This window comes from Streptomyces sp. NPDC039424 (assembly GCF_055639495.1).
The window spans coordinates 53,655-76,557 of the sequence record NZ_JBVKAI010000014.1; the positions used below are offsets into that span (position 1 = coordinate 53,655).

Annotated in this window: 21 protein-coding genes; 19 read left to right on the forward strand and 2 right to left on the reverse strand. The window is 71.1% G+C overall.

The annotated features are described in order from the left end of the window. Positions 1-59 precede the first annotated feature (59 nt). On the forward strand, positions 60-1,262 hold the full coding sequence (gene ftsY / locus ACZ7L0_RS29835; protein WP_471245614.1) for a signal recognition particle-docking protein FtsY: 1,203 nt from the start codon (positions 60-62) through the stop codon (positions 1,260-1,262). A 562-nt stretch (positions 1,263-1,824) separates the two neighbouring features. Here the strand turns inward: ftsY and ACZ7L0_RS29840 are convergent. Beyond that, a complete protein-coding gene (locus tag ACZ7L0_RS29840) occupies positions 1,825-2,481 on the reverse strand; it encodes a bifunctional DNA primase/polymerase (RefSeq protein WP_471245615.1) in 657 nt (218 codons plus the stop codon). Between the two features lie 459 nt (positions 2,482-2,940). Here ACZ7L0_RS29840 and nsdA point away from each other — a divergent pair, with 459 nt between their 5' ends. The 6 genes from nsdA (at position 2,941) to ftsH (ending at position 12,620) form a co-directional block, all read left to right on the forward strand. Then, the gene (nsdA, locus tag ACZ7L0_RS29845; RefSeq protein ID WP_471245616.1) at positions 2,941-4,419 is read left to right on the forward strand and encodes a transcriptional repressor NsdA; all 1,479 of its coding nucleotides are present in this window, start codon (positions 2,941-2,943) and stop codon (positions 4,417-4,419) included. A gap of 323 nt (positions 4,420-4,742) precedes the next feature. Further along, complete coding sequence (locus ACZ7L0_RS29850; protein WP_471245617.1) at positions 4,743-6,083, forward strand: ammonium transporter; 1,341 nt, start codon at positions 4,743-4,745, stop codon at positions 6,081-6,083. Further along, complete coding sequence (locus ACZ7L0_RS29855; RefSeq protein WP_030750857.1) at positions 6,080-6,418, forward strand: P-II family nitrogen regulator; 339 nt, start codon at positions 6,080-6,082, stop codon at positions 6,416-6,418. The genes ACZ7L0_RS29850 and ACZ7L0_RS29855 overlap by 4 nt, the downstream gene beginning before the upstream one ends. Before the next feature lie 35 nt (positions 6,419-6,453). Beyond that, entirely contained in the window at positions 6,454-8,901 is a 2,448-nt protein-coding gene (locus tag ACZ7L0_RS29860) for a [protein-PII] uridylyltransferase (RefSeq protein ID WP_471245618.1), read from the forward strand. Positions 8,902-9,036: 135 nt separating this feature from the next. After that, on the forward strand, positions 9,037-10,587 hold the full coding sequence (gene ffh, locus ACZ7L0_RS29865; RefSeq protein ID WP_471245619.1) for a signal recognition particle protein: 1,551 nt from the start codon (positions 9,037-9,039) through the stop codon (positions 10,585-10,587). Between the two features lie 95 nt (positions 10,588-10,682). Further along, the gene (ftsH, locus tag ACZ7L0_RS29870) at positions 10,683-12,620 is read left to right on the forward strand and encodes an ATP-dependent zinc metalloprotease FtsH (protein ID WP_471245620.1); all 1,938 of its coding nucleotides are present in this window, start codon (positions 10,683-10,685) and stop codon (positions 12,618-12,620) included. On the opposite strand, the gene ACZ7L0_RS29875 is transcribed toward ftsH, so the two are convergent. Further along, positions 12,617-13,456, reverse strand: a complete 840-nt coding sequence (locus ACZ7L0_RS29875) for an SAM-dependent methyltransferase (RefSeq protein ID WP_471245621.1) — start codon at positions 13,454-13,456, stop codon at positions 12,617-12,619. The two genes, ftsH and ACZ7L0_RS29875, sit on opposite strands and share 4 nt — an antisense overlap. Positions 13,457-13,655: 199 nt before the next feature. Here ACZ7L0_RS29875 and proS point away from each other — a divergent pair, with 199 nt between their 5' ends. The 12 genes from proS to ACZ7L0_RS29935 all read left to right on the forward strand — a co-directional run bounded on the left by proS (position 13,656) and on the right by ACZ7L0_RS29935 (position 22,866). Beyond that, positions 13,656-15,071 (forward strand): proline--tRNA ligase, encoded by a 1,416-nt coding sequence (proS, locus tag ACZ7L0_RS29880; RefSeq protein WP_471245622.1) that lies wholly within the window; start codon positions 13,656-13,658, stop codon positions 15,069-15,071. Positions 15,072-15,329: 258 nt separating this feature from the next. After that, positions 15,330-15,932 carry a hypothetical protein gene (locus ACZ7L0_RS29885; RefSeq protein ID WP_471245623.1) on the forward strand — a complete coding sequence of 201 codons (603 nt, stop codon included), beginning with the start codon at positions 15,330-15,332 and terminating at the stop codon, positions 15,930-15,932. Between the two features lie 275 nt (positions 15,933-16,207). Further along, positions 16,208-16,627 carry a 30S ribosomal protein S16 gene (rpsP, locus tag ACZ7L0_RS29890; RefSeq protein ID WP_171152431.1) on the forward strand — a complete coding sequence of 140 codons (420 nt, stop codon included), beginning with the start codon at positions 16,208-16,210 and terminating at the stop codon, positions 16,625-16,627. Positions 16,628-16,632: 5 nt separating this feature from the next. Next, positions 16,633-16,872 carry an RNA-binding protein gene (locus ACZ7L0_RS29895; protein WP_005479813.1) on the forward strand — a complete coding sequence of 80 codons (240 nt, stop codon included), beginning with the start codon at positions 16,633-16,635 and terminating at the stop codon, positions 16,870-16,872. Between the two features lie 81 nt (positions 16,873-16,953). Beyond that, positions 16,954-17,505, forward strand: coding sequence for a ribosome maturation factor RimM (gene rimM / locus ACZ7L0_RS29900; protein WP_471245624.1), 552 nt, complete (start codon positions 16,954-16,956; stop codon positions 17,503-17,505). After that, positions 17,505-18,338 carry a tRNA (guanosine(37)-N1)-methyltransferase TrmD gene (gene trmD / locus ACZ7L0_RS29905; protein WP_471245625.1) on the forward strand — a complete coding sequence of 278 codons (834 nt, stop codon included), beginning with the start codon at positions 17,505-17,507 and terminating at the stop codon, positions 18,336-18,338. The genes rimM and trmD overlap by 1 nt, the downstream gene beginning before the upstream one ends. A gap of 135 nt (positions 18,339-18,473) precedes the next feature. Further along, entirely contained in the window at positions 18,474-18,824 is a 351-nt protein-coding gene (gene rplS / locus ACZ7L0_RS29910; RefSeq protein ID WP_030612790.1) for a 50S ribosomal protein L19, read from the forward strand. 45 nt (positions 18,825-18,869) lie between these two features. Next, on the forward strand, positions 18,870-19,568 hold the full coding sequence (lepB, locus tag ACZ7L0_RS29915) for a signal peptidase I (RefSeq protein WP_471245626.1): 699 nt from the start codon (positions 18,870-18,872) through the stop codon (positions 19,566-19,568). Beyond that, positions 19,561-20,655 (forward strand): signal peptidase I, encoded by a 1,095-nt coding sequence (gene lepB / locus ACZ7L0_RS29920; protein ID WP_471245627.1) that lies wholly within the window; start codon positions 19,561-19,563, stop codon positions 20,653-20,655. Before lepB (ACZ7L0_RS29915) ends, lepB (ACZ7L0_RS29920) begins: the two co-directional genes overlap by 8 nt. Then, positions 20,546-21,511 carry a signal peptidase I gene (gene lepB / locus ACZ7L0_RS29925; RefSeq protein ID WP_471245628.1) on the forward strand — a complete coding sequence of 322 codons (966 nt, stop codon included), beginning with the start codon at positions 20,546-20,548 and terminating at the stop codon, positions 21,509-21,511. Before lepB (ACZ7L0_RS29920) ends, lepB (ACZ7L0_RS29925) begins: the two co-directional genes overlap by 110 nt. 58 nt (positions 21,512-21,569) lie before the next feature. Continuing rightward, positions 21,570-22,352, forward strand: coding sequence for a signal peptidase I (gene lepB, locus ACZ7L0_RS29930; RefSeq protein WP_471245629.1), 783 nt, complete (start codon positions 21,570-21,572; stop codon positions 22,350-22,352). Beyond that, positions 22,342-22,866: an NUDIX hydrolase gene (locus ACZ7L0_RS29935; protein WP_471245630.1), complete on the forward strand. Its 525-nt coding sequence runs from the start codon at positions 22,342-22,344 to the stop codon at positions 22,864-22,866. Before lepB (ACZ7L0_RS29930) ends, ACZ7L0_RS29935 begins: the two co-directional genes overlap by 11 nt. Positions 22,867-22,903 lie beyond the last annotated feature (37 nt).

Below are 22,903 nucleotides of genomic sequence, written 5' to 3' on the forward strand. Positions count from 1 at the left end.
GGCGCACCGGGGCGCACCGCCCGGCCGAGCCCGGGGCGGGGATGGATACTGGTCCCGTTATGGAAACCATCATCCTTGCCGTAGTCATCGCCGTGGTCGTGCTCGCCGCGCTCGGTGGGCTCGTCGTCGGCAGCCGGCGCAAGAAGCAGCTGCCCCCGCCGCCCCCCAGCGCGCCCGACATCACCGCGCCCCCGGCCGAGCCGCATGTCGGCGACGAGGCCGAGACGCCGCGCGACGAACCTCGCCGGACCATCGAGGAGGTGGACCTACCGGGCGGTTCGGCCCCGGTCGCCGTCGAGGAGCCCCCCGTCGTAGAGGCTCCCGAGATCGAGATCCCGGAGCCCACCGCCGGCCGCCTGGTACGCCTGCGCACCCGCCTCTCCCGCTCGCAGAACGCCCTCGGCAAGGGCCTGCTGAGCCTGCTCTCCCGCGAACACCTCGACGACGAGACCTGGGAGGAGATCGAGGACACCCTGCTCACCGCCGATGTCGGCGTGCAGCCCACCCAGGAGCTGGTCGACCGGCTGCGCGAGCGCGTCCGGGTGCTCGGCACGCGCACCCCCGAGGAGCTGCGCGGGCTGCTGCGCGAGGAGCTGCTGACGCTGATCGGCACCGACGCGGACCGCACGGTGAAGACGGAACCCGAGGACCGCAAGCCCGGCATCGTGATGGTCGTGGGCGTCAACGGCACCGGCAAGACCACCACCACCGGCAAGCTCGCCCGCGTCCTGGTGGCCGACGGCCGCACTGTCGTCCTCGGCGCCGCCGACACCTTCCGCGCCGCCGCCGCCGACCAGCTGCAGACCTGGGGCGAGCGGGTGGGCGCCTACACCGTGCGCGGGCCCGAGGCCGGCGACCCCGCCTCCGTCGCCTTCGACGCGGTCAAGGAGGGCAAGGAGATGGGGGTCGACGTGGTCCTCATCGACACCGCCGGCCGTCTGCACACCAAGACCGGCCTGATGGACGAGCTCGGCAAGGTCAAGCGGGTCGTGGAGAAGCACGCCCCACTGGACGAGGTGCTGCTCGTACTGGACGCCACCACCGGCCAGAACGGGCTCGTGCAGGCCCGCGTCTTCGCCGAGGTCGTCGACATCACCGGCATCGTGCTGACCAAGCTCGACGGCACGGCCAAGGGCGGCATCGTGGTCGCCGTCCAGCGCGAGCTGGGCGTCCCGGTCAAGCTGATCGGTCTCGGCGAGGGCGCGGACGACCTGGCTCCGTTCGAGCCGGAGGCCTTCGTTGACGCCCTTATCGGCGAGTGAGACCGCATACGACAATCCGTACCCAGCGAGAAAGCGCCCGCCCCGGCCAGACCTGGGGGCGGGCGCTTCGCCATGCGGGCCCGCACCGCCCACCCGCGCCCGGCGCGCCCGGCGTCAGTCGGACCGGCGAGGACACGGACGACCGGCGCCGCCGTCGGCGCCCGCGTCGGAGAGCGTCAGCAGCCGCCGAGACGGTCAGATGTCGACAAGCGCCCACCCCCGGATGCGGCCGGGGACGGGCGCTCCGCCGTGCGGGCCCGTGTCACTACGCCCGCGCCGGGTGTGCCCAGCGTCAGTCGGGTCCCCCGCTCCAGCGCGGGTGAGCGCAGCCGGCGCGCCGGGCCCAGGCCGTCCCGGTCCGGCTGGTCGGAGCCGATCGGGTGCCGAGAAGCGGCTGTCGGACCGGCGGGGGCGCGGACGACCGGCGCCCGGTGGAGTCGAAGGTCGCTGTCGGCGCCCGCGTCGGAGAGCGGACAGCAGCCGCCGAGACGATCAGGTGTCGACGAGCGCCCGCCCCCGGATGCGGCCGGGGACGGGCGCTCCGCCGTGCGGGTCCGCGGCTCTATGCCCGCGACCGGTGGGCCACGTAGGCCAGGGTGCCCAGTAGGAGTCGGGCTGTGGGGGGCTTGGTCGCGGAGTCGAGGGCGGGTGGGCGTAGCCAGCGGACCGGGCCCAGGCCGCCCCGGTCGGAGGGCGGGGCGGTGATGTATGTACCCGGGCCGAGGCCGCGCAGGTCGAGGGCGGCGGGGGCGTCCCAGCCCATGCGGTACAGCAGGGCGGGGAGCTCGGCGGCGGCGCCGGGGGCGACGAAGAAGTGCGCGCGGCCGTCCGGGGTCGCGCTGACCGGGCCGAGGGGCAGGCCCATGCGCTCCAGGCGGACCAGGGCGCGGCGGCCGGCCGGCTCGGCCACCTCGATGACGTCGAACGCCCGGCCGACCGGCAGCATCACGGCGGCGCCCGGCACCTCGGCCCAGGCGGTGGTCACCTCGTCCAGCGTGGCCCCCGCCGGGACCCGCGGCGCGAACTCCAGCGGATGCGCGCCCGGCGCGGCGCAGTCGGCGCGCCCGCACGAGCAGGCGCCCGCCGAGGCCCGCGCGCCCGGCACCACGTCCCAGCCCCACAGTCCGGTGAACTCGGCGACGGCGGTGCACTCCGACGAACGGCCGCGCCGACGCGTGCCGGAGCGGATCTCGCGAATGCCGCCGATCGTGAAGTCCATGCCCCCTCCAACGGGTCCAGCGCGCCGGTGGTTACGCGGCGGAACGACACGGAAGCGGAACGTGACTTCCGAGGCTCCGTCTTCCCTTTTTCCCGCGGGGTGTAGACGGGCGCCTGGAAGCGCTCAGGGTCGTGTCACCGATGGCGCGCGCCCCCGAGTGCACCGCTTCACCCGCTTCCGGCCGTCCTGTGTCAAGTGAATCGCGCCCGGCCGACCGTGAGTTCATTCGAAGGGGTGGCGAATGGTGGCGATTCCCGGATCGCCATGGCTGCGCGAGTGATCGTAGGATTACGGTGTGTGCACGAGTCCTGGGGGCGCATGCACTCGTGGGTATGCCGGAGGCAAGTCGGCATCTTGTTCCAAGGGTGACAACTGCCGGACGAGAGGCCGTATTTACCGGCATTCTGATAAGGCTTGGCGCACTCGGCGACAAGTGGTCTCAGGGATGGGGGCGTTCCAGTGGGCGGCAACGGCGGTAGCGGGACGAACGCTGACAAGCGCCCCAACGAGCTGCTCGGCTCGTGGTTCGTGCGCAGCGGCTGGTCCAAGGGCGAGCTCGCCCGCCAAGTCAACCGCCGGGCACGCCAGTTGGGGGCCAACCACATCTCCACGGACACCTCCCGGGTGCGCCGCTGGCTGGACGGGGAGAACCCGCGCGAGCCGATCCCCAGGATCCTCTCCGAGCTGTTCTCCGAGCGGTTCGGCTGCGTCGTCTCCGTCGAGGACCTCGGCCTGCGCGCCACCCGCCAGTCACCCTCCGTGTCCGGCGTGGACCTGCCCTGGACGGGCCCGCAGACGGTGGCCCTCCTCAGCGAGTTCTCGCGCAGCGACCTGATGCTGGCCCGGCGCGGCTTCCTCGGAACCTCGCTGGCCCTTTCCGCGGGCCCGTCCCTCATCGAGCCGATGCAGCGCTGGCTCGTACCCTCGCCGTCCGCTCCGGCCCGGCGCGAGCCCGAGTCCCTCGCCGAGTCCCGCCGCCCCGGCCGTCTGTCCAAGCCCGAGCTGGATCTGCTGGAGACCACGACGGTGATGTTCCGCCAGTGGGACGCCCAGTGCGGCGGCGGCCTGCGCCGCAAGGCGGTGGTCGGCCAGCTGCACGAGGTCACCGACCTCCTCCAGGAACCCCAGGCCGAGTCCACCGCCCGCAGGCTCTTCCAGGTCGCCTCCGAGCTCGCCCAGCTGGCCGGCTGGATGAGCTACGACGTCGGGCTCCAGCCCACCGCGCAGAAGTACTTCGTCCTCGCCCTGCACGCCGCCAAGGAGGCCGGCGACAAGCCGCTCGGCTCCTACGTCCTGTCCAGCATGAGCCGGCAGATGATCCACCTCGGCCGGCCCGACGACGCCCTGGAACTGATCCACCTCGCGCAGTACGGCAGCCGGGACTGCGCGAGCCCGCGCATCCAGTCCATGCTGTATGCGATGGAGGCCCGCGCCTACGCCAACATGGGGCAGCCCGGCAAGTGCAAGCGGGCGGTGCGGATGGCCGAGGACACCTTCGCCGAGGCCGACGAGTGGGACGACCCCGACCCCGACTGGATCCGCTTCTTCTCCGAGGCCGAGCTGAACGCGGAGAACTCCCACTCCTACCGCGACCTCGCCTACATCGCGGGCCGCAGCCCCACCTACGCCTCCCTGGCCGAGCCCCTGATGCAGCGGGCCGTGGAGCTGTTCGCCAAGGACTCCGAGCACCAGCGGTCGTACGCGCTGAACCTCATCGGCATGGCCACGGTCCACCTGCTGCGCCGCGAGCCCGTGCAGAGCGCCACCATGGCCTCGCAGGCCATGCAGGTCGCCAAGAAGGTCCGCTCCGAGCGTGTGAACACTCGTATCCGAAAGACGGTCGCGACCGCCGTCCGCGACTTCGGCGACCTCAGCGAGATCGTCGAGCTCGGCGACCAGCTCGCCGTCGACCTCCCGGAGACCGCCGAAGCGGTCTGACCCGCAAGCCCCGGCCGCGGCCGGCCCTCCCGAACTGCCCGACTCGGCTCCCCCATGCCAGGTCATCGGAAGGCCGACCGTGGCCGGTTCCATACCTCCTGAGAAGGTTGCGCCACGATAACGATCGGGCCGCCGAACATCTCGCACTTCATCGACGCGTAACACACAGGGCGTCTTCGTCACCCCGGCGAAACAACGAGGGGCTTCCACCGAAACCGCGCTGCGCCAATCTCATGGCGCATAACCGGCTCACCCCTCACTGACCGGACCGCTCGCTCAGGCTTCGCCCGCACGGGGCCGTACCAATCGACGAGGAGACGCCGATGGCACCAGCCATCACGCTTGCCGCGGAGGCACCCAAGCTGTCCTCCGCGAACACAGGCTTCATGCTCATCTGTTCCGCCCTGGTGCTGCTCATGACACCGGGCCTCGCCTTCTTCTACGGAGGCATGGTCCGCGTCAAGAGCACCCTGAACATGCTGATGATGAGTTTCATCAGCATCGGGATCGTCACCATCCTGTGGGTTCTCTACGGTTTCTCCCTCGCCTTCGGCACGGGCTCCAGCCTCCTCGGCTGGAACAAGGACTGGTTGGGCCTCAGCAACATCGGGCTCACGGAGCTCTGGGACGGCTACACCATCCCGATCTTCGTCTTCATGGTCTTCCAGCTGATGTTCGCGGTGATCACGCCGGCCCTGATAAGCGGTGCCCTCGCGGACCGCGTCAAGTTCTCGGCGTGGTCGCTCTTCGTCGCCCTGTGGCTCACGGTCGTCTACGTCCCGGTCGCCCACTGGGTCTGGGGCGCCGACGGCTGGGCCTTCAAGCTCGGTGTGATCGACTTCGCCGGTGGTACGGCGGTGCACATCAACGCCGGTGCCGGTGCCCTCGGCGTGATCCTGGTCATCGGCAAGCGCGTCGGCTTCAAGAAGGACCCGATGCGCCCGCACAGCCTCCCGCTGGTCATGCTCGGTGCCGGTCTGCTGTGGTTCGGCTGGTTCGGCTTCAACGCCGGCTCGTGGCTCGGCAACGACGACGGCGTCGGCGCGCTGATGTTCGTCAACACGCAGGTCGCCACCGCCGCCGCCATGCTGGCCTGGCTCGCCTACGAGAAGATCCGCCACGGCGCGTTCACCACTCTGGGCGCCGCCTCCGGCGCGGTCGCCGGCCTGGTCGCGATCACCCCGTCCGGTGGCGCGGTCTCCCCGCTCGGCGCGATCGCCGTCGGCGCCATCGCCGGTGTCGCCTGCGCCGCGGCCGTCGGCCTGAAGTTCCGCTTCGGCTACGACGACTCCCTCGACGTCGTCGGCGTCCACATGGTCGGCGGAATCATCGGCTCCCTGCTCATCGGCTTCTTCGCCACCGGCAAGGGCCAGTCGACCGCGACCGGCGTCTTCTACGGCGACCACTCCTTCGACCAGCTGTGGAAGCAGTGCGCCGGTGTCTTCGCCGTCCTCGCCTACTCCCTGATCGCCTCCGCCGTCCTCGCCTTCCTCCTCGACAAGACCATCGGCATGCGGGTCACCGAGGATGAAGAGGTGTCCGGCATCGACCAGGCCGAGCACGCCGAGACCGCATACGACTTCAGCGGCGCCGGCGGTGGCGTCGTCGGGACCGTCGCCGCTTCGGCCCTGGCCGGCGCGCAGAACAAGAAGGTGGACGCATGAGGCTCATCACCGCCGTCGTCAAGCCCCACCGGCTCGACGAGATCAAGGAGGCCCTCCAGGCCTTCGGCGTCCACGGACTGACGGTCACCGAAGCGAGCGGCTACGGTCGTCAGCGGGGCCACACCGAGGTCTACCGCGGCGCCGAGTACACGGTCGACCTGGTCCCCAAGATCCGCATCGAGGTGCTGGCCGAGGACGACGACGCCGAACAGCTGATCGAGGTCATCGTCAAGGCGGCCCGCACCGGCAAGATCGGTGACGGCAAGGTCTGGTCCCTGCCGGTCGAGACGGCCGTACGCGTGCGGACCGGCGAGCGCGGCCCGGACGCGCTGTAGAACAGAACCACCTGAATACAGGCAGGAGCTGCTGGGTGTCGAGTACGGATGTGCGGAACGAAGCGGATGACTCGGGACCCAGCGGTTACGCGGCGGCCCGGCTGCGCCTCCTCAGCGAGGGGGCGCGGTCCGGGCCGCCGCGCCGTGCCGCCCTCGCCGAACTGACCGACGACTGGCTGTCGGGGCTGTTCGGCGCGGCGGCCGACGGGATCCGGGGCGTCTCCCTGGTCGCCGTCGGGGGATACGGACGCGGAGAGCTGTCCCCGCGCAGCGACCTCGATCTCCTGCTGCTGCACGACGGCAACGACACCGGCGCGGTCGCCGCCCTGGCCGACCGCATCTGGTATCCGGTCTGGGACCTCGGTCTCGCCCTCGACCACTCCGTGCGCACCCCCGCCGAGGCCCGCAAGACGGCCGGCGAGGACCTCAAGGTCCAGCTCGGCCTCCTCGACGCCCGCCACCTCGCCGGCGACCTCGGCCTCACGGCCGGGCTGCGGACGGCGGTCCTCGCCGACTGGCGCAACCAGGCGCCGAAACGTCTCCCCGAGCTCCAGGAGCTGTGCGCCGAGCGCGCCGAACGCCAGGGCGAGCTGCAGTACCTGCTGGAACCCGACCTCAAGGAGGCGCGTGGCGGCCTGCGCGACGCCACCGCCCTGCGCGCGGTCGCCGCGTCCTGGCTCGCAGACGCCCCCCGCGAGGGTCTCGCCGACGCCCGGCGGCGCCTGCTCGACGTCCGCGACGCCCTGCACCTGACGACCGGCCGGGCCACCGACCGGCTGGCGTTGCAGGAGCAGGACCAGGTGGCCGCCGAACTCGGCCTCCTCGACGCCGACACCCTGCTGCGCCAGGTGTACGAGGCCGCACGGGTCATCTCGTACGCCAGTGACGTCACCTGGCGTGAAGTGGGGCGCGTGCTGCGGTCGCGCGCCGTGCGGCCGAGGCTGCGCGCCATGCTGGGCGGCGGCAAACCGGGCGCCGAGAGGTCTCCGCTGGCCGAGGGGGTCGTGGAACAGGACGGCGAGGTGGTGCTCGCCCGCGCCGCGCGCCCCGACCGTGACCCCGTACTCCCGCTGCGCGCCGCTGCCGCCGCCGCGCAGGCCGGGCTCCCGCTCTCCCTGCACGCCGTACGGCGCATGGCGGCCGGCGTACGCCCTCTGCCCACGCCCTGGCCCGCCGAGGCCCGCGAGCAGCTCGTCACCCTGCTCGGCTCCGGCCAGCCGACGGTGGACGTCTGGGAGGCGCTGGAGGCGGAAGGCCTGATCACCCGGCTCCTGCCCGACTGGGAGCGGGTCCGCTGCCGCCCGCAGCGCAACGCCGTGCACATCTGGACCGTCGACCGGCACCTGATCGAAACCGCCGTCCGCGCCTCCGAGCTGACCCGCCGCGTCAGCCGCCCCGACCTGCTGCTCGTCTCCGCGCTGCTGCACGACATCGGCAAGGGCTGGCCGGGCGACCACTCCGTGGCCGGCGAGATCATCGCCAAGGACGTCGCGGCACGGATCGGCTTCGACCGCGCGGACGTCGCCGTGCTCTCCACACTCGTACGCCACCACCTCCTCCTCGTCGAGACCGCGACCCGGCGCGACCTGGAGGACCCGGCCACCGTCCGCTCGGTCGCCGAGGCCGTCGGCACCCAGAGCACACTCGAACTGCTGCACGCCCTCACCGAGGCGGACGCGCTGGCCACCGGACCGGCCGCCTGGTCCTCCTGGCGCGGCTCCCTCGTCGCCGACCTGGTCAAGCGGGTCTCCGCCGTGCTCGCCGGGGACGCCCCCGAGGAGCCCGAGGCCGCCGCGCCCACCGCCGAGCAGGAGCGGCTCGCCGTCGAGGCGTTCCGCACGGGCGGGCCGGTCCTCGCGCTGCGCGCCCAGACCGAGCCGCCGAGCGAGGAACCCTCGGGCGAACCCGAGCCCCTCGGCGTGGAGCTGCTCATCGCCGTCCCGGACCAGCCCGGCGTCCTGCCCGCCGTCGCCGGCGTCCTCGCCATGCACCGGCTGACCGTCCGCACGGCGGAACTGCGCGCACTGGACATGCCCGACGGCTTCGACGAGGGCTCGGTCCTGCTCCTGGACTGGCGGGTCGCCGCGGAGTACGGCTCCCTGCCCCAGGCCGCCCGCCTGCGCGCCGACCTCGTACGCGCACTGGACGGCACCCTCGACATCGCCGCCCGCCTCGCGGAACGCGACGCCGCCTACCCCCGCCGCCGCGGCCGGGTGGCCCCGCCGCCGCGCGTCACGGTCGCCCCGGCCGCCTCCCACCACGCCACGGTGATCGAGGTCCGCGCCCAGGACGCGCCCGGCCTGCTGTTCCGGATCGGGCATGCGCTGGAGGAGGCGGGGGTACGGGTGCGCAGCGCGCATGTCTCCACCCTCGGCTCCAACGCCGTGGACGCCTTCTACGTCACGGCCCCCAAGGGGGCGCCGCTGCCGACGGAGGAGGCGGTGTCCGTGGCCCGGACGCTGGAGGAAGCGCTGCGCGCGTGACCCGGCGGACGCCGTACGCGTTCGCCGGTCGTGAGCCCCGCCCGCCGAGTACGGCAGGTGGGGGCGAGTATCTTGCGTGGCCGGATACCCTGGAAGACGCTCAGACTGCCCCCGACTCCGAGGACCGACGCCGCCGTGTTCGATACTCTCTCCGATCGCCTCTCAGCGACTTTCAAGAACCTGCGCGGCAAGGGACGGCTCTCCGAGGCGGACATCGACGCCACGGCGCGCGAGATCCGCATCGCGCTCCTCGAAGCGGACGTGGCCCTCCCCGTCGTCCGCGCGTTCATCAAGAACGTCAAGGAGCGTGCGCTCGGCGACGAGGTCTCCGGTTCGCGCTACCCGGCCCAGCGGGTCCTCGACATCGTCAACGAGGAACTGGTCACCATCCTCGGCGGCCAGACCCGCCGCCTCCGCTTCGCCAAGCAGCCCCCGACCGTGATCATGCTCGCGGGTCTGCAGGGCGCCGGCAAGACGACCCTCGCGGGCAAGCTCGCCAAGCACCTCAAGGCGGAGGGTCACTCGCCGCTCCTGGTCGCCGCCGACCTCCAGCGGCCGAACGCGGTCAACCAGCTGAGTGTCGTCGCCGACCGCGCGGGCGTGGCCGTCTTCGCCCCGGAGCCGGGCAACGGCGTGGGCGACCCGGTCAAGGTCGCCGAGGACTCCGTCCAGCACGCCAAGACCAAGCTCCACGACATCGTCATCGTCGACACCGCCGGCCGCCTCGGTATCGACCAGGAGATGATGCAGCAGGCCGCGGACATCCGGGACGCGGTCTCACCGGACGAGATCCTCTTCGTCGTCGACGCGATGATCGGTCAGGACGCCGTCAACACGGCGGAGGCCTTCCGCGACGGCGTCGGCTTCGACGGTGTGGTCCTCTCCAAGCTCGACGGCGACGCCCGCGGCGGTGCGGCCCTGTCGATCGCCTCGGTGACCGGCAAGCCGATCATGTTCGCGTCGAACGGCGAGAAGCTGGACGACTTCGACGTCTTCCACCCGGACCGGATGGCCTCCCGCATCCTCGACCTGGGTGACCTGGCCACCCTGTTCGAGAAGGCGCAGAAGGAGTTCAGCGAGGAAGAGGCCGCGAAAATGGCCTCCAAGCTGGCTTCCAAGAAGGGCCAGGAGTTCACGCTCGACGACTTCCTGGCCCAGATGGAGCAGGTCAGGAAGATGGGCAGCATCAGCAAGCTGCTCGGCATGCTCCCCGGCATGGGGCAGATCAAGGACCAGATCAACAACCTCGACGAGCGGGACGTCGACCGCGTGGCCGCGATCATCAAGTCGATGACCCCGGGCGAGCGCCAGGACCCGACGATCATCAACGGCTCGCGCCGCGCCCGTATCGCCAGGGGTTCCGGCGTCGAGGTCAGCGCGGTGAAGGGCCTGATCGAGCGGTTCTTCGAGGCCCGCAAGATGATGTCCCGCATGGCCCAGGGCGGCGGCATGCCCGGTATGCCGGGGATGCCGGGCATGGGAGGCGGTCCCGGCCGCACGAAGAAGCAGCCCAAGCAGGCCAAGGGCAAGCAGCGCTCCGGCAACCCGATGAAGCGCAAGCAGCAGGAGCTGGAGGCGGCCCAGCGCCGCGAGGCGGCGGCCCAGGGCGGCAACGCCTTCGGCCTGCCGCAGCAGGGCGGTAAGGACTTCGAGCTGCCGGACGAGTTCAAGAAGTTCATGGGCTGACCGGCCCCGAGCCGTACGGCACCGAGGGCGTCCTTCTCCGGAGAAGGGCGCCCTCAGCGCGTGCCAGGGTCCGCCATGTGCCGTAACGTCCAGATATGAGCAATGCCGCGCCACCCCCCAGGGCCCCTGACCGGCCGTGGCGCACCGAGGGCACCCCGGACGAGGTGCCTCGGCGGCCCGGCGGCAGAAGGATTCGCGGTCGATGGTGGGGGCTGGTCGTCACCGCGGTGATCGTCTTCCTGCTGGCCTACGTGGGGTTGAACTACCTCGGCAAGGGCGACGAGCCGACGATCTCGTACACGGAGTTCAGCAGACAGGTCGACCAGGGCAACGTCGACAAGATCTACTCCAAGGGCGACGCCATCCAGGGCCAGCTCAAGAGCGCCCGGGACAACCCCGAGGGCGGTGGCGGCTACACCCGGTTCCGGACACAGCGTCCGGCCTTCGCGGACGACGACCTCTGGCAGAACCTGAGCAGGCGGGGCGTCACGGTGACCGCGCAGCCGGTGGTCCAGGAGCGCAGCCTGCTGTCCAACCTGCTGCTCTCCCTCGCGCCGCTGGTGCTCCTGGTGGCGCTGTGGATCTTCTTCGCTCGGCGGCTGCGCACGGGTCTGGGCGGCGCGGGTGGCATGCTCGGCCGCAAGGCGCCGCCCAAGCCGGTCGGGCTGCCGCCCGGCACCCGGCGCACGACCTTCGCCGACGTGGCCGGCATCGACGAGGTCAAGGGCGAGCTGGACGACGTAGTCGACTTCCTGGAGCACCCGGACCTCTACCGCAGGATGGGCGCGAAGATGCCCCGCGGCGTGCTGCTCGCCGGTCCGCCCGGTACCGGCAAGACACTGCTGGCGCGCGCGGTGGCGGGCGAGGCGGGGGTGCCGTTCTTCTCCGCCTCGGCCTCGGAGTTCATCGAGATGATCGTGGGCGTCGGCGCCTCCCGGGTCCGCGAGCTGTTCGGGGAGGCGCGCAAGGTGGCCCCGTCGATCATCTTCATCGACGAGATCGACACGATCGGGCGGGCCCGCGGCGGCGGCGCGTCGGTGAGCGGTCACGACGAGCGCGAGCAGACGCTGAACCAGATCCTCACCGAGATGGACGGCTTCTCCGGGTCGGAGGGCGTGGTCGTCATAGCGGCCACCAACCGGGCCGACATCCTGGACCCGGCGCTGACCCGGCCGGGCCGCTTCGACCGGGTGGTCAACGTCTCCCCGCCGGACCGCGGCGGACGCGAGGCGATCCTGCGGATCCACACCCGCGAGATCCCCCTCGCCCCGGACGTGGACCTGACCCAGGTGGCCCGCACCACCCCGGGCATGACAGGTGCGGATCTGGCCAATCTCGCCAACGAGGCCGCTCTGCTCGCGGTCAAGCGCAAGCAGGATCAGGTGACCCCGTCCGATCTGTCGGAAGCCCTGGAGAAGGTGCAGCTGGGCGCCGAGCGCACCCTGGTGATGCCCGAGGAGGACCGCCGCCGCACCGCGTACCACGAGAGCGGGCACGCCCTCCTCGGCATGCTGCAGACCGGCGCCGACCCCGTCCGCAAGGTCACCATCGTGCCGCGCGGCCGGGCGCTCGGGGTGACGATGTCGACCCCCGAGGTGGAACGCTACGCGCACTCGGAGGGGTATCTGCGCGGCCGGATCATCGGCGCCCTGGGCGGCATGGCGGCGGAACAGGTGGTCTACGGGGTCGTCACCACGGGCGCGGAGAACGACCTCGAACAGGTCACCGCCATCGCGCGCGGGATGGTGGCCCGCTGGGGCATGAGCGAGCGCGTCGGCCGCCTCTCCGCCCTCCCGAGCGACGCCCAGCAGGCGTACGGGCTCGCCGCCGCCCCGAACACCCTCGACGTGATCGACGGCGAGATGCGGCGGATCGTCGACGAGTGCTACGAGGAGGCGTGCCGCAAACTCCGCGACCACCGCGGACAACTGGACGCCCTCGCCGGTGCGCTGCTGGAGCACGAGACGCTGGAGGAGGCGGACGCGTACCGGATCGCGGGCATCACACGTCTGTCCAAGGATTTGGAAGGCTAGGGCGTACGGGCGATGAGGTAGCGGAACACGTTGGGCATCCAGACCGTGCCGTCCTGCCGCCGGTAGGGGTGCAGCGCCTCGGTCAGTTCCTTGTCCACGTGCTCCTGGTCGGTCGCGGCCATCGCCGCGTCGAGCAGGCCCGTCGACAGCAGGCCGCGCGCCGCGCTGTCGAGGTCGGCGTAGCCGAACGGGCAGGCCACCCGGCCGGAGCCGTCCGGTTTCAGCCCGGCCCGCTGGGCGACCTCCTCCAGGTCGTCGCGCGGTGCGGGGCGCCACTCCGCGGGCCGGCCGGCCACCCGCAGCACCGCCGACGTGGCGCAACGCTCCGGCGGCCCCCAGCCGGCCAGCACCACGGGCGCCCCGCGCTCGGCGAGCGGCACCGCGGAGGCGAGCAGCGCGTCGAGCCCCTCGGAGTCGCCCGCGAAGCACCCGATCGGCTCGAAGGCGGTCACCAGGGTGTACGCGGGCGTCCGGTCGTCGGCCGCGTCCGGGGGAGCGCCGTCGACGACGCGGGTGCGGGCACGCGCGCGCGTGCCCGCACCCGCGTCGGGTTGCAGCCGTTGCCGTGCGAGGGCGAGCCGTTCGGGGGAGGAGGAGTCGACACCGGTCACCGCGGCCCCTCTGGAGGCCGCCATCAGCAGGGCGAGTCCGGAGCCGCAGCCGAGGCCCAGCAGCCGTGCGGCGGGGCCTACTTCAAGTCGCTCGTAGACGGCCTCGTAGAGCGGCACCAGCATCCGCTCCTGGATCTCGGACCAGTCACGCGCGCGTGCGCACAGGTTCACCCGGGGGGTCGGTCCCGTGTGAGACAGGCGTTGCCGCACGAGCGTAGGTGTCATAGGTAAGCGCCCCAATCCGCAGAGAGTTGCCGCTGTGCCCGGTTCCGTGGCCCCCGTGCCGTGCGCGCGCACTTTCCACGTATGTCAGGTAACTCCGGGCTCGCGACCGCGTCCAGTGCTAGTGGGGCCCTCCTTGTGCCTTCCCGGTGCCTGTGGCGAGAATTCACATCCCCGCAATGTGAGCCCGTAGCATCTCGCCATGGCCAAGGCACCCGTACTCACGCCGCGGGCGGACGACTTCCCGCGCTGGTACCAGGATCTGATCAACAAGGCCGAACTGGCCGACAACGGGCCGGTGCGCGGCACCATGGTCATCCGGCCGTACGGATACGGGCTGTGGGAGCGGATGCAGGCGGAGATGGACGCCCGCATCAAGGAGACGGGCACCCAGAACGCGTACTTCCCGCTGCTGATCCCGCAGTCGTACCTCACCAAAGAGGCCGACCACGTCGAGGGGTTCGCGCCCGAACTCGCGGTGGTCACGCACGGCGGCGGCAAGGAGCTGGAGGAGCCGGCGGTGGTCCGGCCGACCTCCGAGACCATCATCAACGAGTACTTCTCCAAGTGGGTGCAGAGCTACCGCGACCTCCCCCTGCTGATCAACCAGTGGGCGAACGTGGTGCGTTGGGAGCTGCGGCCCCGCCTCTTCCTGCGGACGTCGGAGTTCCTGTGGCAGGAGGGGCACACCGCGCACGCCACGTACGAGGAGGCGCGCGACTTCGCCGCGCACATCCAGCGGGACGTCTACGGGGACTTCCTGACGAACATCCTCGCCATGGACTTCGTCTCCGGCCGCAAGACGGCCAGGGAGCGGTTCGCGGGCGCCGTCAACACCCTCACGCTGGAGAGCATGATGGGCGACGGCAAGGCCCTGCAGATGGTCACCAGCCATGAGCTGGGCCAGAACTTCGCCAAGGCGTTCAACACCCGGTACCTGTCCAAGGACGGTGCGCAGGAGTACGTCTGGCAGACCTCCTGGGGTTCGACCACCCGCATGATCGGCGCGCTGGTGATGACGCACGGCGACGACGACGGTCTCCGGGTGCCGCCGCGCCTGGCGCAGGTCCAGGTCGTCGTCCTCGCGATCAAGGGCGACGAGGCGGTTCTGGCCAAGGTCCGGGAGATCGGCGACCGGCTGAAGGCGGCCGGCCTGCGGGTCCGGGTCGACGACCGCACCGACACCCCCTTCGGCCGCCGTGCCGTCGACTGGGAGCTCAAGGGCGTGCCCGCGCGCGTCGAGGTCGGCCCCCGCGACCTGGAGAACGGCACCGCGATGCTGGCCCGCCGGATCCCCGGAGGCAAGGAGCCGGTGGCGATCGACACGCTCGCGGACGTGCTCCCCGCGATGCTGGAGGAGGACCAGGCGCTGCTGCTGCGCCAGTCCCGTGAGCGTCGCGAGTCCCGCACCGTCGACGTGCCGTCGGCCGAGGAGGCCGTCGAGGCGGTCGGCGCGGGCAACTGGGCGCGCGTACCGTGGGCCGCCCTCGGCGAGGAGGGCGAGGCCAGGCTGGCCGAGCAGGCGGTGACCGTACGGTGTCTGGTCGCCGAGGACGGGTCGGTGCCGGACGCACAGGACGCGCCGGGTAACGTCGCGGTCGTCGCGCGCGCTTACTGAGTAGAGCCCTTCCGGCGGGAGAGCGACCGAAACACCTCTTGCGTACTCGCCGACCACATCGGTCCCGGCGGCGGATGTCAGCTACGCGCCGGGACGTACGTCGGCTACGCACCAGCTTGTTACGAGCTGCGAGGCTTCTCCGCAGATCAGCGCACCCGCCCTCGTCAGCACGCATCAGCCGCAACTGACTGGTACGTGCAAATTATTTGGGATGCCCCGGAATCGGAACACAGCGGCACCCCGGCTCGTTGTCATTACGTGAGCACGACACAGACACCACCTGTTCTCGCCGCAGAGCTGGCACAGGCGTGGGCCGACATTCAGCGGTACCACCCCGAGCTGCCGGACCTTGCCGCGCCAGAGTCCCTGATCGGAGAGTCGTCGTCCGCCTGCGGTCACGAGCTCTCCTTCGAACGACTGCTCCACGAAGCAGTCCACGGCATCGCCGCCGCGCGCGGAGTACGCGACACCTCCCGCGCGGGGCGCTACCACAACCGTCGATTCCTCGCGATCGCCGAGGAACTGGGCCTGGACCACCCCGAGGAGCCGCACCCCAGCAGCGGTTTCTCGCTGGTCACGCTCAACCCCGAGGCGAAGCGGCGCTACCGGCAGACGATCGAGCGCCTCCAGCGGGCCCTGAAGGCACACACCGCGGCCACGTCCGCCGACACCTCCCGCACGTTCCGCGGCCCGGCCGCCCGCCACGGCTCCTCCGGCGGCGGCGTCCGGGTCAAGGCGGTCTGCGACTGCGGCCGCAACGTCCGGGTGGTTCCGTCGGTCCTGGCGCAGGCCCCGATCGTCTGCGGCGGCTGCGGCAAGCCGTTCCGGATCCCGGAGATCGTGGGCGCGGCGGCGAGCTGAGGGTACGGCTGCTCGTGGCAGCCGTAACCCGGCTCTCCCGCCGGGCGAGCACCCGACGTACCTCACCTCCGCGCCGGGTGTCCCTCAGGCATGCCCGGGCACGCCCCCGTACCGAAGCGACCCGCAGCGTGTGGCACAATGGCTAGCTGTACTCGACAGCCGCACAGGACCCCTCTCTCCTCCGGCTGACGCGTCCATCGGGCACTCGGGTACCGCAACCCCACGCGGCCATCTCGCCGTGCCCAACCACGTCAATTCCAGGAGAACCCACTCCCGTGGCAGTCAAGATCAAGCTGAAGCGTCTGGGCAAGATCCGTTCGCCTCACTACCGCATCGTCGTCGCCGACTCCCGTACCCGCCGTGACGGCCGGGCCATCGAGGAGATCGGCAAGTACCACCCGACCTACAACCCGTCGGTCATCGAGGTGGACGCCGAGCGTGTGGCGTACTGGCTGGGTGTCGGCGCGCAGCCGACCGAGCCCGTGCTCGCCATCCTGAAGAAGACCGGCGACTGGCAGAAGTTCAAGGGCGAGCCCGCCCCGGCGCCGCTGCTCGTCGCCGAGCCGAAGGCCGCGCGTCCGTCGTTCGAGGCTCTCGGCGGTGACGACGAGGGCAAGGGTGAGGCGATCACCCAGAAGAAGAAGGCTGAGAAGAAGGACGAGGCCGCGGCTGAGTCCGAGTCGACCGAGGCCTGAGCACCATGCTCGAAGAGGCGCTTGAGCACCTCGTGAAGGGCATCGTCGACAACCCTGACGATGTGCAGGTCGCCTCGCGCGACCTGCGCCGCGGACGCGTGCTCGAGGTCCGGGTACACCCCGACGACCTCGGCAAGGTGATCGGCCGCAACGGCCGCACCGCGCGCGCCCTGCGCACCGTCGTGGGCGCCATCGGCGGCCGTGGCGTCCGTGTCGACCTCGTCGACGTGGACCACGTCCGCTGACGTTTCGCAGCACCGGCTCGGGCCGGGGAGGGCCACTGGGCCGTCCCCGGCCCGCAGTCGTATGACAGGAGAACAAGCACAGTGCAGCTGGTAGTCGCACGGATCGGCCGCGCCCACGGCATCAAGGGCGAAGTCACCGTCGAGGTCCGCACCGACGAGCCGGAACTCAGGCTCGGGCCCGGTGCCGTACTGACCACGGACCCCGCCTCGGCGGGGCCGCTCACCATCGCGACCGGCCGGGTGCACAGCGGCCGGCTCCTCCTGCGTTTCGAGGGCGTCGCCGACCGCAACGCCGCCGAGGCGCTGCGCAACACCCTCCTCATCGCCGACGTCGATCCCGAGGAACTGCCCGAGGGCGAGGACGAGTACTACGACCACCAGCTCATCGACCTCGACGTGGTGACCGAGGACGGCGTGGAGGTCGGCCGGATCACCGAGATCTCGCACCTGCCCACGCAGGACCTGTTCATCGTGGAGCGCCCGGACGGGACCGAGGTCATGATCCCGTTCGTCGAGGAGATCGTCACCGAGATCGACCTGGAGGAGCAGAAGGCGGTCATCGCGCCGCCGCCGGGTCTGATCGACGACCGCGCGGAGATCGCGTCCGCACGTGACTCCGAGGACGACGCCTGATGCGCCTCGACGTCGTCACGATCTTCCCCGAGTACCTGGAACCGCTGAACGTCTCCCTCGTCGGCAAGGCACGCGCGCGTAGACAGCTGAACGTCCACGTGCACGACCTGCGCGCGTGGACGTACGACCGCCACAACACGGTCGACGACACGCCGTACGGCGGCGGCCCGGGCATGGTCATGAAGACCGACCCCTGGGGCGACGCCCTCGACTCCGTCCTCGCCGACGGCTACGAGACGGGCTCCCACGCGCCCGCGCTGATCGTGCCCACCCCCAGCGGCCGCCCCTTCACCCAGGAACTGGCCGTCGAGCTCTCCGAGCGCCCCTGGCTGGTCTTCACGCCGGCCCGCTACGAGGGCATCGACCGGCGCGTCATCGACGAGTACGCCACCCGGATGCCGGTCTACGAGGTGTCCATCGGCGACTACGTCCTGGCCGGCGGCGAGGCGGCCGTACTGGTCGTCACGGAGGCCGTGGCGCGGCTGCTGCCCGGTGTCCTCGGCAACGCCGAGTCCCACCGGGACGACTCCTTCGCGCCCGGCGCGATGGCGAGCCTCCTGGAAGGTCCCGTGTACACCAAGCCGCCCGTCTGGCGCGGGCGGGACATCCCGGACGTGCTGCTCAGCGGCCACCATGGGAAGATCGCCCGCTGGCGCCGGGACGAGGCCCTGAGGCGTACGACGGCCAACCGGCCCGACCTCATCGAGCGCTGCGACCCCAAGGCGTTCGACAAGAAGGACCGCGAGATGCTGTCCATCCTGGGCTGGTCGCCGGACCCGGAGGGCGAGCCGTACGGCCGATTTTGGCGCAGGACCGAGGGCGTGGAAGAATAGGCCGCTGTTGTGCGGAGGTCCGGCGTGCGCCCCTGCCACAGGGGGACACGACGCCCGCCCCGACCCGCACGGCAGTCCTCCTGGAAACCTAGTTCCCGTTGATGACCTGTGGCATCAGCGAAGAAAGCAGACGAAATGTCTCACCTGCTCGACTCCGTCGACTCCGCATCGCTGCGCAGCGACATCCCGGCCTTCCGCCCGGGTGACACCGTCAACGTCCACGTCCGCGTCATCGAGGGCAACCGCTCCCGTGTGCAGCAGTTCAAGGGCGTTGTGATCCGCCGCCAGGGCTCCGGTGTCCGCGAGACCTTCACGGTCCGCAAGGTCTCCTTCTCCGTCGGCGTCGAGCGCACCTTCCCGGTGCACACCCCGATCGTGGAGAAGATCGAGCTCGTCACCCGTGGTGACGTGCGCCGCGCCAAGCTGTACTACCTGCGCGAGCTCCGTGGCAAGGCCGCGAAGATCAAGGAGAAGCGCGAGAGCTGAGCGCCTCTCGGGAGTCACAGCGAGGCCGGATAGCATCTGGCCTCGATGGACACCGAAGCACAGCCGACGACGGAGCGCGACCGCTCCTCCCGCCCCGACACCCCGGGGCCGGAGGGACGGTCGCGTTTCGCGTTGGTGTCGTGGATCACCGACCGGCTGCCCGGCGGGCGGATCACCCTGACTCTCTTCACCTGCCTGGGGTTTTTGCTGTTCCTCAACACGCTCGTGGTGCAACCGTTCCAGATTCCGAGCGGATCCATGGAACAGGGATTGAGGATCGGGGACCGTGTTCTCGTAAATAAGTTGGCGTACCGTTTCGGTGCCCAGCCGCGGCGCGGCGACGTGGTCGTGTTCGACGGCACCGGCTATTTCGGGCACGCCGACTACGTCAAACGCGTTGTGGGTGTGGGGGGAGACAACGTGGTCTGCTGCGACGAGGAGGGGAGGATCGAAGTGAACGGCCGATCGGTCGACGAGACGGCGTTCCTCTACCCCGGGGACAGTCCGTCCGCCGTGCCCTTCGACGTCGTCGTGCCCGACGGCAGGCTCTTCGTCCTCGGCGACCACCGCAGCGACTCCAGCGACTCCCGCGATCACCTTGGCTCCCCGGGCGGCGGCATGATTCCCGTCGGGGACGTGATCGGGCGGGCCGACTGGATCGCCTGGCCGTACGGCCACTGGACGCACCTGCGTCGCCCCGCCGCCTACGCGCGTGTGCCGGCCGCGGAGGGCGCCCATGGGTAACCGCGGCAAGCCGCGCGGTGTGTCCACCAGCGCCGCCGACAACCTGCTGCCCACCGGGTCCCGCCGCACCTCCGCCGCTCCGGTCGCGGGCGGACGCAGCCGCGCGGAGCGGCGCAAGCTCCAGCGTAAGGTCAAGCGCAAGCGCAGGCGCGGCGCGGTCCGGGAGATACCCCTCCTGGTCGGCGTGGCCGTCCTGATCGCGCTCGTGCTGAAGACCTTCCTCGTCCAGGCGTTCGTGATCCCCTCGGGCTCCATGGAGCAGACGATCCAGATCGGCGACCGCGTCCTGGTCGACAAGTTCACTCCGTGGTTCGGCTCCAAGCCGCAGCGCGGGGACGTCGTCGTGTTCCACGATCCGGGCGGCTGGCTCAACGACGAGAAGACCACCAAGAAGAACGACCCCGTCGTGGTCAAGCAGGTCAAGGAGGGGCTCCAGTTCATCGGCCTGCTGCCCTCCGACAACGAGAAGGACCTCATCAAGCGGGTCGTCGGCGTCGGTGGTGACCACGTCAAGTGCTGCGACTCCCAGGGGCGGGTGACCGTCAACGGCGTGCCCCTGAGCGAGACGGACTACCTGTATCCGGGCAACGCTCCGTCCGCGTCGCCGTTCGACATCACCGTCCCCCAGGGGCGGCTGTGGGTGATGGGCGACCACCGGGCCAACTCCGCGGACTCCCGCGCCCACCAGAACACCGGCTATGGCGGCACGGTCTCCGAGGACTCGGTGGTCGGACGCGCCATGATCATCGGATGGCCGATGGGCCACTGGACCACCCTCGAAGAACCGCAAACGTTTTCTTCGGTGACCGACGCGGTGTCCGGAGCGGCCTTGTCCCCCCAGCCGTCGCATAGGGTTGTTCCCGACGATCCGAACGGAACGATCCAACTCCCGAGCCCTGCGGAACTTCCGCTCGTTATGGGAGTGGTGGGCCTGCACCGCGTATGGGGCAGGCGGCGGCACAGAGTAAGGAGTTGGCGTGGGGGATGTGGCGGTTGGCGCACGGTCCGGACACGACGGCGAGGAGCACCGCGGACGCCCCGTGGACGCGACCCCCGGCGCGGACGACGCCGTGACCTCCGGGAATGACTCCGCGGCGGTCGAGGACGAGGGTGCGGCGCCGGGCGACCGGCAGCCCCTCGGCGGCGACCGGGGTCCGGGTGACTCGACGCCGGCTCCGAAGAAGCCGCGCTCCTTCTGGAAGGAGCTGCCGATCCTGGTCGGCATCGCGCTCGTGCTGGCGCTGTTGATCAAGACGTTCCTGGTGCAGGCGTTCTCGATCCCCTCCGACTCGATGCAGAACACCCTGCAAGAGGGTGACCGGGTCCTCGTCGACAAGCTCACCCCGTGGTTCGGCTCCGAGCCCGAGCGCGGTGAGGTCGTCGTCTTCCACGATCCCAGCAAGTGGCTGGCCGGTGAGCCGACGCCCGAGCCGAACGCCATGCAGAAGGTCCTCAGCTGGATCGGCCTGATGCCCTCGGCGGAGGAGAAGGACCTGATCAAGCGTGTGGTCGGAGTCGGCGGCGACACGGTCGAGTGCAAGGGGACCGGCCCGCTGAAGGTCAACGGCAAGGCGCTGAACGAGCCGTACGTCTACCCCGGCAACACGCCCTGCACCAACGACGACCAGGGCGGCCAGTTCAAGGTCAAGGTGCCCAAGGGCTACGTGTGGGTCATGGGCGACCACCGCCAGAACTCGCGTGACTCCCGCTACAACCAGGACGACAAGTACCACGGCATGGTCCCGGTCGACGACGTCGTCGGGCGGGCCATCGTGAAGGCCTGGCCGATCAACCGCTGGGGCACGCTGCCGGTGCCCGACACCTTCGATCAGGGTCTCGACCAGAAGTCGTCGGCCGCCGCCGTCCTCTCGGTGGCCCCCCAGGGCATCGCCCTGACGGCCGTGCTGCCGGTGGCGGTGTGGCGGCGCAGGCGAAAGGCCTGACCAAGGTCGGCAAAGAGGGGCTGCCGCCCGTCGGTACCGCCGGGTAGGGTGCGGGTCCATGGGTGGCGAGAGCACGACACGTACGGCCCCGCGCAGCGGCGGGAGCACAGGCGCGGCGCAGGTGGGCAGCCGACTCGGACAGCGGCTGTCCGGACTGGCCGTGGGACTGGGTCTGCTGCTGTTCCTCGGAGGGTTCGCGTGGGCAGCGGTGCTCTACCGGCCGTACACCGTGCCCACCAGTTCGATGGCGCCGACGATCGACGCGGGCGACCGGGTGCTGGCCCAGCGCATCGACGGCAGCGAGGTACGACGTGGTGACGTCGTCATCTTCCGCGACAAGAGCTGGGTGACGAACGCCAACGTGGTCAAGCGCGTGGTGGCGGTCGGCGGTGACACCGTCTCCTGCTGCACCGACGGCAAGCTGACCGTCAACGGCAAGCAGATCGACGAGCCCTACCTGCCCAAGGGCAGCCCGGCCGAGAGCAAGAAGATCCCGACGGTGACCGTGCCCAAGGGCCGGCTCTTCCTCCTCGGCGACGAGCGCCACAGCTCCCTGGACTCCAGCGCCCACCTCACCGACGCCGCCGGCGGCACGGTGGCCCGCAGCGCTGTGAGCGCCCGTGTCGACGCCGTGGTCTGGCCCATGAACGGCATGCTGGAGCGCCCCACCGGCTTCGAGGCCCTCGGTTCCCTCTCCCAGCCCGGGCCGCTGCGCACGATCGTCCTGCTGATCGTCGGCGGCGCCGTCCTCATCCTGGGCGGCGGGGCCTACGGCCCGATCGCCAAGCGGCTGGGCGGCAACCGCTCCGGCGCCCGCACGGAGCCCGTCGGTGCCCGCTGACGCGACCGAGGCGGGCGCGGACACCTATGTGGGCGGACTGCGCAAGGTCGCGCGGGTGGTGCTGCTCGACCCCGACGACCGCATCCTGCTCCTGCACGGCCACGAACCGGACGACCCGGCCGACGACTGGTGGTTCACCCCCGACGGCGGGCTGGAGGGCGACGAGACGCGCGAAGAGGCCGCGTTGCGGGAACTCGCCGAGGAGACCGGCATCACCGAGGTGGAACTCGGCCCGGTGCTGTGGCGGCGCGTGTGCTCCTTCCCGTTCGCCGGCCGCCGCTGGGACCAGGACGAGTGGTACTACCTGGCGCGTACGACCCAGACCGCGACCCGGGCGACGGCCCTCACCGAGCTGGAGCGGCGCAGTGTCGCCGGAGCGCGCTGGTGGACGTGTCGGGAACTGACCCGGGCACATGAGACGGTGTATCCGACCAGACTCGCCGAGCTCCTGACCAGGCTGCTCGACGAAGGTCCCCCGGCCAGGCCCGTGACCCTTGACCCGGAAATCGTCTAGGGGCCCGCGGGACTGGCGCACAATGGTGGGATCGCAC

Excerpts from the sequence above, each read along its gene's own strand:
- ACZ7L0_RS29895 (WP_005479813.1), top strand. The coding sequence starts at position 16,633 with ATGCTCGAAGAGGCGCTTGAGCACCTCGTGAAGGGCATCGTCGACAAC.
- ACZ7L0_RS29855 (WP_030750857.1), top strand. The coding sequence starts at position 6,080 with ATGAGGCTCATCACCGCCGTCGTCAAGCCCCACCGGCTCGACGAGATC.
- lepB (WP_471245629.1), top strand. The coding sequence starts at position 21,570 with ATGGGTGGCGAGAGCACGACACGTACGGCCCCGCGCAGCGGCGGGAGC.
- ACZ7L0_RS29875 (WP_471245621.1), bottom strand. The coding sequence starts at position 13,456 with ATGACACCTACGCTCGTGCGGCAACGCCTGTCTCACACGGGACCGACC.
- lepB (WP_471245627.1), top strand. The coding sequence starts at position 19,561 with ATGGGTAACCGCGGCAAGCCGCGCGGTGTGTCCACCAGCGCCGCCGAC.
- ftsH (WP_471245620.1), top strand. The coding sequence starts at position 10,683 with ATGAGCAATGCCGCGCCACCCCCCAGGGCCCCTGACCGGCCGTGGCGC.
- rplS (WP_030612790.1), top strand. The coding sequence starts at position 18,474 with ATGTCTCACCTGCTCGACTCCGTCGACTCCGCATCGCTGCGCAGCGAC.
- ftsY (WP_471245614.1), top strand. The coding sequence starts at position 60 with ATGGAAACCATCATCCTTGCCGTAGTCATCGCCGTGGTCGTGCTCGCC.
- ACZ7L0_RS29840 (WP_471245615.1), bottom strand. The coding sequence starts at position 2,481 with ATGGACTTCACGATCGGCGGCATTCGCGAGATCCGCTCCGGCACGCGT.
- lepB (WP_471245626.1), top strand. The coding sequence starts at position 18,870 with ATGGACACCGAAGCACAGCCGACGACGGAGCGCGACCGCTCCTCCCGC.
- ACZ7L0_RS29850 (WP_471245617.1), top strand. The coding sequence starts at position 4,743 with ATGGCACCAGCCATCACGCTTGCCGCGGAGGCACCCAAGCTGTCCTCC.
- trmD (WP_471245625.1), top strand. The coding sequence starts at position 17,505 with ATGCGCCTCGACGTCGTCACGATCTTCCCCGAGTACCTGGAACCGCTG.
- proS (WP_471245622.1), top strand. The coding sequence starts at position 13,656 with ATGGCCAAGGCACCCGTACTCACGCCGCGGGCGGACGACTTCCCGCGC.